Source organism: Kitasatospora sp. NPDC059577 (assembly GCF_042735475.1).
In the GTDB taxonomy this organism is placed as follows: Bacteria; Actinomycetota; Actinomycetes; order Streptomycetales; family Streptomycetaceae; genus Kitasatospora.
The window spans coordinates 127875-141660 of sequence record NZ_JBHWBZ010000019.1 but is presented as its reverse complement, the minus strand read 5'-3'; the positions used below and the strand labels follow the sequence as shown (position 1 = coordinate 141660).

At 73.7% G+C, this 13786-nt stretch carries 13 protein-coding genes and 1 pseudogene; 4 read left to right on the top strand and 10 right to left on the bottom strand.

The window, feature by feature from the left end; genetic code table 11:
* The first annotated feature begins 263 nt into the window (after positions 1–263).
* Entirely contained in the window at positions 264–587 is a 324-nt protein-coding gene (locus tag ACFV0O_RS17865; protein WP_380342396.1) for a nuclear transport factor 2 family protein, read from the top strand.
* Positions 588–754: 167 nt separating this feature from the next.
* Here the strand turns inward: ACFV0O_RS17865 and ACFV0O_RS17860 are convergent, their stop codons facing one another.
* Complete coding sequence (locus tag ACFV0O_RS17860; RefSeq protein WP_360249823.1) at positions 755–1975, bottom strand: serine hydrolase domain-containing protein; 1221 nt, start codon at positions 1973–1975, stop codon at positions 755–757.
* Between the two features lie 102 nt (positions 1976–2077).
* Here ACFV0O_RS17860 and ACFV0O_RS17855 point away from each other — a divergent pair, with 102 nt between their 5' ends.
* From ACFV0O_RS17855 to ACFV0O_RS17845, 3 genes are all read left to right on the top strand, one after another.
* Positions 2078–2599, top strand: coding sequence for an NUDIX hydrolase (locus tag ACFV0O_RS17855; RefSeq protein ID WP_380342394.1), 522 nt, complete (start codon positions 2078–2080; stop codon positions 2597–2599).
* A gap of 184 nt (positions 2600–2783) precedes the next feature.
* Complete coding sequence (locus ACFV0O_RS17850) at positions 2784–3611, top strand: TetR/AcrR family transcriptional regulator (RefSeq protein ID WP_380342433.1); 828 nt, start codon at positions 2784–2786, stop codon at positions 3609–3611.
* 175 nt (positions 3612–3786) lie between these two features.
* Positions 3787–5766, top strand: a complete 1980-nt coding sequence (locus ACFV0O_RS17845; protein ID WP_380342393.1) for a hypothetical protein — start codon at positions 3787–3789, stop codon at positions 5764–5766.
* A gap of 70 nt (positions 5767–5836) precedes the next feature.
* On the opposite strand, the gene ACFV0O_RS17840 is transcribed toward ACFV0O_RS17845, so the two are convergent.
* The 9 genes and pseudogenes from ACFV0O_RS17840 to ACFV0O_RS17800 all read right to left on the bottom strand — a co-directional run.
* Positions 5837–6886, bottom strand: a complete 1050-nt coding sequence (locus tag ACFV0O_RS17840) for a TetR/AcrR family transcriptional regulator C-terminal domain-containing protein (RefSeq protein ID WP_380342390.1) — start codon at positions 6884–6886, stop codon at positions 5837–5839.
* Positions 6887–7008: 122 nt separating this feature from the next.
* Entirely contained in the window at positions 7009–7719 is a 711-nt protein-coding gene (locus ACFV0O_RS17835; protein WP_380342388.1) for a spermidine synthase, read from the bottom strand.
* Positions 7720–7848: 129 nt separating this feature from the next.
* A complete protein-coding gene (locus ACFV0O_RS17830; protein ID WP_380342430.1) occupies positions 7849–8907 on the bottom strand; it encodes a YeiH family protein in 1059 nt (352 codons plus the stop codon).
* A gap of 59 nt (positions 8908–8966) precedes the next feature.
* Positions 8967–9548, bottom strand: coding sequence for a cysteine dioxygenase (locus ACFV0O_RS17825; protein ID WP_380342386.1), 582 nt, complete (start codon positions 9546–9548; stop codon positions 8967–8969).
* A gap of 76 nt (positions 9549–9624) precedes the next feature.
* The gene (locus ACFV0O_RS17820) at positions 9625–10530 is read right to left on the bottom strand and encodes a LysR family transcriptional regulator (protein ID WP_360250620.1); all 906 of its coding nucleotides are present in this window, start codon (positions 10528–10530) and stop codon (positions 9625–9627) included.
* 138 nt (positions 10531–10668) lie between these two features.
* Positions 10669–11538 (bottom strand): amino acid ABC transporter permease, encoded by an 870-nt coding sequence (locus ACFV0O_RS17815; protein WP_380342383.1) that lies wholly within the window; start codon positions 11536–11538, stop codon positions 10669–10671.
* Positions 11535–12179: an amino acid ABC transporter permease gene (locus ACFV0O_RS17810; protein ID WP_360249844.1), complete on the bottom strand. Its 645-nt coding sequence runs from the start codon at positions 12177–12179 to the stop codon at positions 11535–11537. The genes ACFV0O_RS17815 and ACFV0O_RS17810 overlap by 4 nt, the downstream gene beginning before the upstream one ends.
* Positions 12180–12194: 15 nt before the next feature.
* Complete coding sequence (locus ACFV0O_RS17805; protein ID WP_380342427.1) at positions 12195–13076, bottom strand: glutamate ABC transporter substrate-binding protein; 882 nt, start codon at positions 13074–13076, stop codon at positions 12195–12197.
* Between the two features lie 93 nt (positions 13077–13169).
* Positions 13170–13679, bottom strand: a pseudogene (locus tag ACFV0O_RS17800) (amino acid ABC transporter ATP-binding protein); the annotation flags it as partial.
* Between the last annotated feature and the right edge of the window lie 107 nt (positions 13680–13786).

Sequence of the window (13786 nt, the reverse complement as noted above, 5' to 3'; positions counted from 1 at the left end):
GCTACTGCAGCCCCCGGTGGCTGTTTATTTCTTACTGTCCTCGCTGTTGATAGTGTCGCCGGCGATCCACGCGCTGTCCCCCCCCCCCCCCACCGCCACTCCCCGCGGCGGGCCCCGGTCAAGCGATGGGGCAAATCGCCTGTTTCGGGATCCAAGCACATGAATGCTGCTATTTTCCCGACGCGCCGCCGACATGCCCGGACGGCCCCCGCGAACGCCGTAGACAGGACTCCCGACCCCTCACCCGCCCCCGGGAGCCCCACATGACCATCGCCACCGCCAAGCTCAGCGACCCCGTCGTCCGCGCCCTCGTCACCGCGATCAACGCGGGCGACCGCGATGCCTTCGTCGGCCTGCTCACCGCGGACGCCAGCATGTCCGACGACGGCTCCGACCGGAACCTGGAGGAGTGGATCGACCGCGAGATCTTCACCGCCCACGGCCGGATGGACGTCCAGACCGAGTCGGACGGCGGCCGGGCACTGGTCGCCAACTTCACCAACGACGCCTGGGGCGAGATGCGCACCGCCTGGCGCTTCACCCTCGACGGCGGGAAGGTCAGCCGCTTCGAGACCGGCCAGGCCTGAACCACAGGGTCAGCCGCTCCGAGACCGGCCGGGCCCGAGCCCCAAGATCAGCCGCTCCGAGACCCGCCGGGCCTGAGCCCCAAGGTCAGCCGCTTCGAGACCGGCCAGGCCTGAACCGCAAGGTCAGCCGCTCCGAGACCCGCCGGGCCTGAACCGCGACGCCGGGCTCAGGACAGCCCCAGGCACCCCCGCACCGCGCGGATCAGGTTGCGCGAGCGGACGTCACCGGTGACGCCGGGCTGCATGCCGTTGGTGACGTACCCGAAGCCCAGCCCGAGCTCCGGATCGGCGAAGCCCAGCGAGCCGCCCCGCCCCGGGTGCCCGAAGCTCGCCGGGGAGGCCATCGGCGCGGTCGGGCCGTGCCGCCAGAAGCCCAGGCCGAAGGTGGAGTTGACGATCAGCACCCGGTCCGGTCCGCTCACCGCCGGCCCGACCGCGCGGGTCAGCACCTCGGGCCCGAGCAGCGGCGGCAGCAGCGCGCCGGAGCCGTCCGGGCGGTCGGCCGCCCCGATCAGCGCCGCGTAGAACCGGGCCAGCGAGCGGGCGGTGCCGATGCCGCCGGCGCCGGGGATCTCGGCGGCCTGCACCGCCGGGTCGTTGAGGTCCACCCCGGGGCGCACGGAGGCGAAGGATCGCGCGGTCAGCGAGGCCGGGTCCTGGTAGGCGTCCCGGACGGACTGCTTGGGCCGCAGCCGCAGCCCGCTCGGGCCGGTCCTGGCCGCCTCCGGGGCCGGCAGGTCGACCAGCTTGCCGACCCGCGGCGCGGCCCCGGCCGGCAGGCCGATCCACAGGTCCAGCCCGAGCGGCCCGGCGATCTCCTCGGCGAAGTACTGCCCGACCGTCCGGCCGCTCACCCGCCGCACCACCTCGCCGACCAGCCAGCCGAAGGTGTACGGGTGGTAGCCGTGCGCCGTACCGGGCTCCCAGGCGGGCGTCTGCGCCGCGACGGCCGCCGCCGCGCGCTCCCAGGTGAGCACGTCCTCCAGCCGCAGCGGTGCGTCCAGCGCGGGCACCCCCGCCTGGTGCGAGAGCAGCCAGCGCACCGGCACCCCGCCCTTGCCGGCCGCCGCGAACTCCGGCCAGTACGACGCCACCGGCGCGTCCAGGTCCAGCAGCCCGCGTTCGACCGCCAGCAGCGCGGTGGTCGCGGTCAGGCCCTTGGTGACCGAGCGCAGCACCTGCGCGGTGTCCGCCGTCCACGGCACCGCGGGAGCGGGCCGCCCGCCGACCTCGGGCCGGGCGTCACCGCCCCACAGGTCGACCACCTTGCGGCCGCGCACGTACAGCGCGAAGGCCGCGCCGAGTTCGCCGAAGTCGGCGAAGTTCCGTGCGAAGGCCGCCCGTACGGGCTCGAACCCCTCGGCCGTCCCGCCCCAGATCTCCACCACCGCGCGCCGCCTCCTGCCCGATCCGGTCATCACCGTCCGCCCGCGTTCGAAAGTTCGTGAAGATCCGTTCGAGCCGGGCCCGGAAACCCTAACCTGTCGGTCATGACCAACCCTGCCGAAGAGCTGATGGACGTCGTCGACGAGCACGACCGGGTGGTCGGGACCGCCCTGCGCGCCGAGGTCTACCGTCGCGGACTGACCCACCGCTGCGTCTTCATCCTGGTCCACGACCCCGCCGGGCGGATCTTCGTCCACCGCCGCACCGACACCAAGCTGTTCGCCCCCGGCGCGTACGACATGTTCGTCGGCGGCGTGGTCGGCTCCGGCGAGACCTACGCCGAGGCCGCCGTCCGCGAGGCCGAGGAGGAACTCGGCGTCCACGGCATCGCCCCGCGCCCGATGTTCAAGTTCCACTTCCGGGACCCCGACGGCGGCAAGCTCAACTGGTGGTGCGACATGTACGAGGCCGAGTGGGACGGCCCGGTCTCCCCGCAGGAGTCCGAGGTCGCCTGGCACGCCTGGATGACCCCCGACGAGCTCGCCGAGCGCCTCACCCGCGACACCTTCGTCGCCGACGGCGTCGAGGCCTACCGCCGCTACCTGGCGTTCCGGGCGGCTTCCTAGACCGCCCCGAGCCGCCGGGTCCACGCGCCTCACGGGCCGGGTCCCACCGGCCTCGTGAGCTGCCGGACGGCCGCCGGATAGGCTGGCGCGCATGGCCTCCCGTACGCCGTCCCCGACGGCCGACCGCGCAGCACGGACCTCCGCTCCAGACCGGGCGGCAGCGGGCGAACGGCCCCGCCGGCGGCTGAGCGTGGACGAGCGGCGGGAACAGCTGATCGCCGTGGCGCTGGAACTGTTCAGTCGGCGGCCGCCGGAGGAGGTGTCGATCGACGACATCGCCGCCGCCGCGGGCGCCTCCCGGCCGCTGGTCTACCACTACTTCCCCGGCAAGCAGGCGCTGTACGAGGAGTCGCTGCGACGGGCCGGCCGGGAACTGTCGGCCCGCTTCGAGGAGCCGATGGAGGGGCCGCTGTCGGAGCGGCTCCTCCGGGTGATGGGCCGCTACCTGGACTTCGTGCAGAGCCACGGGCCGGGCTTCGCGGCGCTGCTGCGGGGCGGCTCGGTCGCGGCCAGCGCGGGCACCTCCGCGGTGATCGACGACGTGCGCCGGGCCGCGCAGGAGCAGATCCTGGCCCACCTGGCGATCCCGTCGCCCAGCCCCGGGCTGCGACTGACCGTCCGCGCCTGGATCGCCAACGCCGAGATCACCTCGCTGGAGTGGCTGGTCGAGCGCTCGGTGCCGCTGGAGGAGCTGCAGCTGCACCTGGTGCAGGAGTTCGTCGCCGCGCTCACCCTCACGGCCGCCCGGGAGCCCGCGCTCGCCGCCGAGCTGGGCTCCTTCTTCGCCGACGAACACCCGGACGGCCCGACCGGGCGCCTGGTGCGGGACCTCGCCGGGCTGTTCGCCGTCCCGGGGATCCTCGACGCGGTCACCGCACTCGCCGCCGGGACCACCGAAACCGCCGAGGGCTCCGAGGTGACCGGGGCCTCCGGAGCCTCCGAGGACCCCGAGCCCGCCGGGGCTTCCGAGCCCTCCGAGCGCTCCGAGCCCTCCGGGGCCGCCCCCGAGTGACCGCCGAACCGGTGGTCACGGCCCCGGCCCGAGTGATCATCGGGTCATCCTGCGGTTCGGTCTGGACGGTGGGCTCTGATAGGAATGGGCAGGGATTTGACGGCGCGCCGCCCCGGCGGGCCCGGTCCCACCCGAACCACCGACGGCAGACGGAGCAGAGCGGGGGGCTCACCAGTTGACCCAGGACGTCCAGTTCAGTGCGGAGGCCAACCCCTTCGCGGCCGCCGAGCAGGTCTGCGCGACCCTCGGCACGCTCACCGACGCCCTCTTCGACGAGCACACCTCGCGCCATCCGGCGGCCTCGCTGGGCGCCCTGCGCACGGACCCGGCCGAACACCCCGACGCCGAGGCACTGTTCGGCCTGCCGCTCGCGCCCAACGGCCCGGTGCACGTCGCCCTCGACCGGCTCGGCACGGTGGTCACCGCCGGCACCGCCCGACCCGGCACCGGCGCACGGATCGCCGACCGGGTGATCGGCGTCCTGCAGGCACGCTTCGGCGGCGGGGCCGTACGCGGCGCCATCGCCGACCGGGGCACCACCTCGGCCGCGCTGTTCCAGCTTCCGGTCACCGGCGAGTTCGCCGACGCCAAGCTGCGCCCGCCGTTCGCCCCCGCACTGGCCGCGCTGGCGGCCGGACAGCAGACCCGTCGGCCGGTCGAACTGCCCACCGGCGCGGGCGCCGAGGTCCGCCTGGTCGTCCCGCCCGGCTTCCACCCGCTGACCTCCCCCGGCGGGCCCCCCGGGGTCTCCTCCCGTACGGTGCCCCCGCTGCCCGCCGACGCGGACCCGGCCGACGGGACCGCCGCCACCGTGGCGGCGGCCGCCGAACTGAGCGGGCACCTGGCCGAGGTCGCCGAGGAACTGTTCAGCGCCACCGGCACCGAGCCGCGCCGCGACTTCGCGGTGATCGCCGCCACCCTGGCCGACCTGGTCCACGACGCGGGCGTCGCGTACGCGGGCGTCTGCGCCCTGGAACTCGACGGCCGCACCTCGGACGCCGCCCTCGTCGTCTCGCTCGCCCGGCACCCGCTGCCGCTCACCGCGCTCGCCACCGAACTGGCCACCGTCCGACGGCACGCCGAGGTGTGGACGGTCCTGCTGCCGGCCGGCCCGGCCGCCGTCCTCGTCGAGGGGCGCACCGCCCCGGTGCCCGGCCCCTTGGCCGCCGACGGGCAGCGGCGCTGGGTGGTCACCTCGGCCGTCGAGGCCTTCGTGCCACTGCCGGACGGCGGGACGGTGCTGTGCGTCCAGCTGTCCACGGCGCGGCCGGAGGACTGGGAGCTGTACACGGAAGCGTTCGCGGAGCTGCTGAAGAGCATCCAGTTCGGCTGGGACGGCGAATCGGCACCGGCCGCCGCCACGCCCACCGGCGTTCCGGCGACCGCTCCGGGCGCGGCCCCGACCCGGGCACCGATTCAGGAACCGATTCAGGAACCGATTCAGGAACCGGCTCAGGCCCCGGCCGCAGCACCGACCCCGGTGGCAGCCGCCGCAGCCGCCGCCTCCGTGGAGCCCGTTTCCGTCGAGCCCGTTTCCGTCGAGTCGGCCGCCGTCGAGGAGGAGCCGACGGAGGCGCCGGTCCACCTGCGCGGCACACCGGTGCGCGTCCCGCCCGCGGACTTCAATCCCTTCGCCCCGGTCGCCGAACCGCTCGCCGCCGGTGCCGGTACTGGTGCCGCTACCGCTGCCGGCTCGGCCCCGGAGGACCGTCCGAAGGGCACCCCGGTCATGGTCCCGCCGCCGGACTTCGACCCCTTCGCCATGCCGGACTTCTCCACCGCGGGCGCCGCTGCCGACGTCCGGCCCGCAGGAACGCCTGCGGGAGCGCCCGCGATCGCCGACCCGTTCGGCACGACGGTCGCGGGTGAACCGAAGAGCGACCCGTTCGGCACCACCCTGGCCCCGCAGGGACCGGCCGTCCCGCCGCCGCCGTCGGCCCCGCCGATCATCCCGGCGCCCGTGACCGCTGCGACGACCGCCACCCCGGCGCCGGCTGCGGCCGGGGAGGAGACGCCGCGCAAGGGCACACCGGTCATGGTTCCGCCGCCGGACTTCGACCCCTTCGCCATGCCCGACCTCTCCGCCACGCCCGCGGCGGCGCCGGAGCCCACCGCGGAGGCGGACGCGGCACCGGAGCACCGCCCCTTCGGCTGAGCCCTGACCTCCTACCCCGGCGGCGTGCCGCGCGCGACGCGCAGCACGCCGCTCAGCGCACTGTCGTCCGTCACGCGCGCCGCCGCTCGATCATCGTCTCGATCCCGTCCAGCATCCGTGCCATGCCGAACTCGTACAGCGCCTCCAGGCTCAGGTCGAGCTCCGGCCCCCGGTTCATCGCGTCGAACATCGGGAACCGCTCCGGATCCGCCATCAGCCGGCCGTGGTCCTCGGCGTCCAGCCGGTCCATCCACTCGTCGGCCGACAGCCCGCTGTTCTGCTCGGCCTGCGCCTCCCGCTCGAAGTGGGTCGCCAGCCCGCACACGAACGCGGCCAGCGCGACGGAGGCCTGGGCGATCTCCTCCCAGCTCAGCCCCACCCCGGAAAGCGCCGCCATCGACCGCTCGGTGTGCAGCGCGGCGTCCGGTGCCAGCACCGGCCGGGTGAAGGACATCGTGGACGCCAGCCACGGGTGCCGGCGGTAGATCCGCCACTGCAGCCGCGCGACCTCCTCCAGTGCCTCCCGCCAGTGCGGCGAGAGGCGCTCCGGCAGCGGCTGCTCGCCGAAGGCCACGTTCATCATGAGCCGCAACAGCTCGTCCTTGCCCGGCACATGACGGTAGAGGGACATCGTCGCGACGCCGAGATCGGTCGCGACCCGCCGCATCGACAGCGCCGCCAGCCCCTCCGCGTCCGCCACCTGGAGGGCTGCGGCCACGATCCGTTCCCGGGTGAGTTCGCGCTCACCGCCGGTCCGTGTGCGCCGCCCTCCGGGCGCGCCGGGCGACACCGGCGTCGTCGCCGACTCCTGCGCACCGGAGGCCCGTTGCGGTTCCCGGTCGGGCACCCGGACGTGCGCCCCGGCCGCCGTGGTCCCGCCCGCCTTCGCGCCGGCCGTCGGCGTCCCGGCCACCACCGTCCCCACCCCGGGGACGGCCCGGACCAGCCCCTCGTCCCGCAGACGGTTCAGCACCTTGGTCGCCGTGGCCATCGCGACGCCCCACTCCTGGGTGATCCGCCGGGTCGACGGCACCCGCGTCCCCGGCGCCAACTCCCCCGTCGCGATGCGCCGTCGAAGCTCGGCCGCGATCCGCTCCGAGGGAGTCCCGTGCTCAGCCATCACCCACCACCCGCCAGACCGTCGACCACTCCGGGGAGGAACCCGAACCGGAGAGTAGCCCGAAGGGCAGGCCCCCGCGGGTCGTCGTCACCAACTGCCCGACGCCGCCGCCGGGTTCACCCTCAGCCCGCGCGCCGCGCCAGGTGCACCACGTCCGGCACCCCGCGGGCCACCGGGATCTCGTGCGTCACCACGTCCGAGAAGCCCGCCGCCCGCAGTGCCTCCTCGAAGGCCGACGACGGCTGCGCGCTCCACACCGCCAGCACCCCGTCCGGCTGCAGCCGGTGCCAGAGCACCGCGAGCCCGTCCGCGCCGTACAGTCCGTTGTTGGAGTCGGTGACGGTCCAGTCCGGCCCGTTGTCGATGTCGAGGCACAGCGCGTCGTAGCGCTCGCCGTCCGCGGCCGCGAGGTACTCCAGCAGGTCGGTGTGGAGCACCGCGACCCGTTCGTCCTCCAGCGCGCCGCCCGAGAAGGCGCCGAGCGGTCCGCTGCGGTGCCACTCGATGATCGCGGTCTCCCGCTCGACGATGGCGATCCGCCCCCAGCGCGGCTCGGCGGCCGCGTAGGCGAGCGAGAAGCCGACCCCGAGGCCGCCGATCAGCACCGCCGGCCGTTCGGCGCGACTGCCCGTCCGGTCCAGCTCGTCGAGTGCCGCCTGGATCAGCAGCCGCTCGGAGCGCCCGTCGGCGGTGTCCATCAGGAAACAGCCGTTGGCGATGATCTCGAAGTGCCGTCCGCGCTGCCGCAGCACCACCTCGCCGTACGGGCCCTCCCGCCGGTCGAGCGTGACGACGACCTCGGGGCCGTCCCGTTCGGGCAGTGCGGTGGTCATCCGTCCTCCTTGACGAACGCGGGTGGACTCCGGCGAACTCGGGGCCCGGACCACACCGGTGCGGTCGCGGGACCGTCCCGGTGCGGACGAGTACCCGCCCGACAATAGCCGAGTCCGCACCCGCTCCCGTCAGGTCGTGATCAACACCCCCGCGTAGGAGACGCCGGCCACGACGACCCAGGAGCCGAGCCCGAGCAGGGCGATCCGCCCGCCGGTCCGCATCATGGTCGGCAGGTGCACGGCGCTGCCGAGCCCGAAGAGCGCAGCGGCCAGCAGCAGCTCCTGGGCGTCCCCGGCCAGGCCGAGCGCCCGCTCGGGGAGCACCCCGGTGGTCCGCAGGACGATCATCGCGAGGAACCCGGCCACGAACAGCGGCACGATCGGCGGGCGGCTCCCGGTCTTCACCGGATTCTCCGCCGCCGCGTCCGCTCCCGCTGCCGTTCCCGGCTCCGTTCCCGCTGCCCCGGCAGCCCGGGCCGCCCGCAGGTTCCGCCGCGCGACGACGGCGACCCCGGCCACCAGCGGCGCCAGCAGCACCACCCGCATCAGCTTGACCAGCACCGCCTCCCGCAGCGCCCCGGCCCCGCCGGTCTGCGCGGTGGCGACCACCTGCCCGACGTCGTGCACGCTGGCGCCGACCCAGCGCCCGAACTCCACCTCGCCGAGCCCGAGCGGGTGCTGGAGCAGTGGCAGCACGGCGATCGCCAGGGTCCCGCACAGGGTGACCAGGGCGACCGAGGCCGCGACGTCCTCCTCCTCGCTGCCCGCCGCCTGGCTGACGGCCCCGATCGCCGAGGCCCCGCAGATCGAGTACCCGGTGGCGACCAGCAGCGACTGGTCCCCGGGCAGGCCGAGCCGCCGGCCCAGCCAGAGCGTCCCCGCGAAGGTCGCCGCGACCACCGCGAGCACCATGACCACGGTGGCCCAGCCGAGGCCGAGCACGTCGCCCAGGCTGAGCTTGAGCCCGAGCAGGACGATGCCGGCCCGCATCAGCCGCTTCCCGGCCGTGGACAGCCCGGGTCGGGCAATCCCGCGGACCACCGGGCGCAGCCCGGGCAGGTGGGCCGCCGCCATGCCGAGGACGACGGCGGCGGTGAGCTTGGGCACGGCCGGCACCACCGCGTGGACGCCCAGCGCGGCGGCCACGCCGAGGGCCGCGAGCAGCAGCCCGGGGGCGTCCCCGCGCATCGGGGGCAGCGAGTGGGTCCGGGCAGCGCGCTGCCGGAGGGTCAGTGCCACGCCGTCGCTCACTGCTCCTGGTCGGCGGGGAGCCGGTAGACCCGCCGGATGCTGGTGCCGAGCCGCGAGACGTCGGCGCCGTACACGTGGATGGAGATCGCCGTGGTGCTGCAGGAGTTGCGCACCAGGTGGATGTCGCCGGGCGGGGCGAAGGCGGCGACGGTGCCGGCCGGGCCGGCCACGTGCTCGGTCTCGACCAGCCGGGCCCTGCGGCCGTCGGAGACGAGCCGGTAGCGGGTCTCGCTTTCCTGGCCGCGGTGGACGCCGGCCACGCACCACGAGACGTGGTCGTGGATCGGGGTGTGCTGGCCGGGCAGCCAGACCAGGGCGACGACGGAGAAGCTGCCGTCCTCCTCGGCGTGCAGGACGTGCTGGCGGTAGCGCTGCGGGTCGCCCTCGCACTGGGCGGGGGTGAGCAGCGCGTCGGGCCCGTCCGGGTCGGCGTGGAGGTGCGGGGCGAGCCGCTCGCCGACGAGGTAGGCGGTGAGCTCCGGGGGCAGTCCGCGGTCCACGACGGCGCGGATCTCACTGATCAGCGCGGTCATCCGCTCGGTGAGCCGGTCGCTGCCGACCGTGGCTGAGGGCGTCATGCCAGCAGGTTCGGACCTACTGACCTATCACGTCCAAGGAGGGTTCGTAAGCGACATCCCTATCAAGGCTTATACGTCAGCACCCGACGCGGCTCGCGGCCGCCTGCCGCAGGTGGTCCAGCACCAGTCCGGTGGCCGGGATCCGGCGGTGCTCGCGCAGCACGTACGCGCTCACCTGGCGCCGCAGGTGCGGCTCGACGGCCCGCCCGGTGACCTTGCGGTGGCACATGAAGGAGAGCACCAGCGCGGGCATCAGCGCGATCCCGACCCCGGCGGCGACGAGCGACTGCACGGCGAGGTTGTCGTCGGTGGAGAAGACGATGTCCGGTGCGAAACCCTCCTCCGCGCAGACGTGCAGCAGGTTGGCCCGACATCGCGGGCAGCCGGCGATCCAGCGCTCGCCGTCGAGGTCGGCGAGCCGTACGGCGTGCCGGCGGCCGAGCGGGTGCCCGACCGGCAGCAGCACGGTGAGCAGGTCCTCCATCAGCGGGATCTCGTCCACCCCGTCGGGGACCTCGGTGGCCGCGCCCGGGTAGCGGAAGGCCAGCGCGATGTCGCACTCCCCGCGCAACAGCCGCTGGACGGAGTCGGGCGGCTCGGCCTCGAGCAGTTCGACCCGTACACCGGGGTGCTCGGCCAGCAGCCGGGCCATCGCCTCGGGTATCAGGGTGGCGTTGGCGCTGGGGAAGGCGCAGACCCGGACCCGCCCGGCGCGCAGCCGGGCGAGCGCGGCGAGCTGCTGCTGGGCGGCGGACATGCTGCCCAGGATCAGTTCGGCGTGCCGGGAGAGCGCCTCGCCCGCCTCGGTGAGCCGCAGTCCGCGCCCGGCGCGGGTGAACAGCGGGACGCCGACGGTGCGTTCGAGCGCTTTCATCTGCTGGGTGATGGCGGGCTGGGTGTAGCCGAGTTCACGGGCGGCGGCCGAGTAGGAGCCCGCCCGGACGACCTCGTGGAACGTCCTGATGTGCCGCGAGTCGAACACCGGCTCCATGGCCCTCCCGTCCGGGTCGTCGTCCGGACCGTCGAGGCGGTCCCGTCCAGCCCCGCAATCATAAGAGGAATTTGGAGGTACCGGCCCCTGCCCCATCCGCACCTATGGTTCAGCCTCGAACCACGCTCCTCACTGCTGCGCCGACGGCGGCAGTCCCGTCGCCACCCCGGCCCCGGCCACCGGCGCCCCGCCCTGCGCCGCCGGACTGCGCCGGCTGCGCCTCTCGACCGTCCGGGCGAGCCAGGAGAGCAGCAGGCACATGCCGATGTAGATCGGGGTGATCACCATCACCACCGGGATGAACGGCAGGTCGTAGTCCAGGTTGGTGGCGATCAGCTTGCCCGCGTGCAGGAACTCCTCGTAGGTGATCAGGAAGCCCAGCGAGGTGTCCTTGAGCGCGACCACCAGTTGGCTGATGATGACCGGCAGCATCGCCCGGTTGGCCTGCGGCACCAGCACGTAGGCCATCACCTGCGTCTTGCGCAGGCCCAGCGCGTACGCCGCCTCCCGCTGCCCCTTGGGCACCGCGAGGACGCCGGCCCGGAACACCTCGGCCAGCACCGAGCCGTTGTAGAGCACCAGCCCGGTCACCAGTGCCCAGAGCGGCTGCACCTTGAGGGCGACGAACACGAAGAAGATCATCACCAGCACCGGCATGGCCCGGAAGAACTCCACCACCAGCGTGGAGACCCAGCGCACCGCCCGGTGGTCGGACAGCCGCCCGGCCGCGAACAGCGCACCGAAGGGCAGCGCGAACAGCACCGTCAGGCCGAAGGCCTTCAGGGTGTTCCCGAGCCCGCGCAGCAGCAGTTCCTGCACGCCCCGGTACTCGAAGGCCATCCACTTCTGGTACGTGAACTGCTCGGTGTGGAACAGCATGTAGACGACCCAGCCGATCACCGCCGCGATCAGCAGCAGCGCGATCCCCCCGTACAGCCGGTGGCGGGCGAGCGCCTTCGGGCCTGGGATGTCGTACAGCGCCGAGGATTCAACGGTCATCGGGACACCGCCACTCGTCGTTCCAGCAGGTTGAAGACGGCGCTGATGGTCAGGGTGATGATCAGGTAGCCGACGGCGATCCAGACGAAGGTCCAGACGATGCTGTAGCCCAGCTCGTTGATGGTCCGGTAGGTGCCCAGCAGTTCGGTGACGCTGAACGAGCCGGCGATCGCCGTGTTCTTCGCCAGCGCGATCATCACACTGCCGATCGGCGCCACCACCGACCGGTACGCCTGCGGCAGCACCACCAGGCCCATCGTCTGCCCGAAGCTCATGCCCAGGCTCCGGGCCGCCTCCCCCTGCCCGGTCGGCACCGTGTTGACGCCCGAACGCATCGCCTCGCAGACGAAGGCCGAGGTGTAGCAGCCCAGCGCGAGCACCGCGAAGGTGTAGAAGGGCAGGGTGATGTCGAACCGGGGCAGGCCCAGGACCACGATGAAGAACAGCAGGGTCAGCGGGGTGTTGCGCAGGATCGTCACCCACACCGCCCCGAAGATCCGCAGCGGTCTGACCGGCGAGACCCGAAAGCTCGCGACCAGCACCCCCAGCACCAGCGACAGCACGGCGCTCACCGCGAAGAGCGAGAGCGTGCCGAGGAAGCCCTCCCAGTAGGTCGACCAGTTGTCGGTCAGCGTTTTCACGGCGCGGCCGCCCTCTCAGTACCGGTTGATCTGCGGCGGGGCCGGTGCGGGCTCCCCGGAGAGGCCGAGGGTCGCCTCGAAGGCCCGTTTCCAGTCGCCGTTCTGCTCGTGCTGCTCCAGCGCGTCGTTCAGCGCCGCGCGCAGCCCGGTGTCGTTCTTCGGCACCCCGACCCCGTACGGCTCGGTCGAGAACGGCGCGCCGACCACCTTGAGCTCGTCCGGCACCTTGGCCGCGTAGCCGAGCAGGATCGCGTTGTCCGTGGTCACGCCGTCGACCTGGCCGGTGATCAGGTTGTCGACGCAGGCCGAGTAGGTGTCGTAGCCGATCAGCTTGGCCTTCGGGTACTGCGACTGGATGCGCTGGTACGGCGTCGAACCGGCCGCCGAGCAGACCGTCTTGCCGTCCAGGTCCTCCGGACCGTGGATGGTGTTGTCGTTCTTGCGCACCAGCAGCGACTGCCCGGCGACGAAGTACGGCCCGGCGAAGCCGACCAGCTTCTTCCGGTTGTCGTTGATGGTGTACGTGCCGACGTAGTAGTCCACCTGGCCGTTCTGCAGCGCGGTCTCGCGGTTGGCCGAGGCGATGGTCTTGAACTGGATCTTGTCCGGGGGGAAGCCGAGGGAGGCGCCGAGCATCTTGGCGATCTCGATGTCGAAGCCCGAGTACTCGCCGGTGGCCGGGTTCTTCTGGCCCAGGTACGGCTGGTCCTCCTTGACGCCGACCACCAGGTGGCCCCGGTTGCGGGCGGCGTCCAGGGTCGGCGAGCCGGTGATCGCGGAGGCGTCCTGCACCTGGTAGCTGGGCAGCGCGCTGGGCTGCGGGCCCTTGGGCGGCGGCGTGCCGGCCTTGCCGCAGCCCGCCGCCAGGGCAGCGATCAGCAGGGCGGCGACGAGCAGGCACTTCCCCGCCCTCCTCCCGCGCGCTCCGGCCGGCGCACCGGATTCCCCCGCCGGCCCGTCGGGCGTCGTCTCACGGTTCACGGCGCCGCCTCAGTGCTTCAGGATCTTGGACAGGAAGTCCCGGGCGCGCTCGCTCTCGGGGGCGCCGAAGAAGTCCTCCGGGGCCCGGTCCTCGATGATCCGGCCGTCCGCCATGAACACCACCCGGTTCGCGGAGGCCCGGGCGAACCCCATCTCGTGGGTGACCACGACCATCGTCATGCCCTCGTGGGCGAGCCGGCGCATGACGTCCAGCACCTCGTTGATCATCTCGGGGTCGAGCGCCGAGGTGGGCTCGTCGAAGAGCAGCGCCTTGGGGTCCATCGCCAGTGCGCGGGCGATCGCGACCCGCTGCTGCTGTCCGCCGGAGAGCTGGGCCGGGTACTTGTCGGCGTGCGCGGAGAGTCCCACCCGCTCCAGCAGCGCGCGGGACTTGGCGTCGGCCTCCGCCTTCGGCCGGCCGCGGACCTTGACCTGCGCGAGCGAGACGTTCTGCAGCACCGTCTTGTGCGCGAACAGGTTGAAGGACTGGAACACCATGCCGACCTCGGCACGGAGCCGGGGGGGGGGGGGGGGGCGGGGCCCGGGGGGGGCGGGGCGGGGGGCGCGGGGGGGGGGGGGGGGGGGGGGGGGCGCGCGCGGGGGGGGGGGGGGCCCGGGCCGCCAGA

Coding starts and splice junctions, on each gene's coding strand:
- ACFV0O_RS17865 (WP_380342396.1), top strand. CDS start 264: ATGACCATCGCCACCGCCAAGCTCAGCGACCCCGTCGTCCGCGCCCTC.
- ACFV0O_RS17855 (WP_380342394.1), top strand. CDS start 2,078: ATGACCAACCCTGCCGAAGAGCTGATGGACGTCGTCGACGAGCACGAC.
- ACFV0O_RS17840 (WP_380342390.1), bottom strand. CDS start 6,886: ATGGCTGAGCACGGGACTCCCTCGGAGCGGATCGCGGCCGAGCTTCGA.
- ACFV0O_RS17835 (WP_380342388.1), bottom strand. CDS start 7,719: ATGACCACCGCACTGCCCGAACGGGACGGCCCCGAGGTCGTCGTCACG.
- ACFV0O_RS17830 (WP_380342430.1), bottom strand. CDS start 8,907: ATGCGCGGGGACGCCCCCGGGCTGCTGCTCGCGGCCCTCGGCGTGGCC.
- ACFV0O_RS17825 (WP_380342386.1), bottom strand. CDS start 9,548: ATGACGCCCTCAGCCACGGTCGGCAGCGACCGGCTCACCGAGCGGATG.
- ACFV0O_RS17815 (WP_380342383.1), bottom strand. CDS start 11,538: ATGACCGTTGAATCCTCGGCGCTGTACGACATCCCAGGCCCGAAGGCG.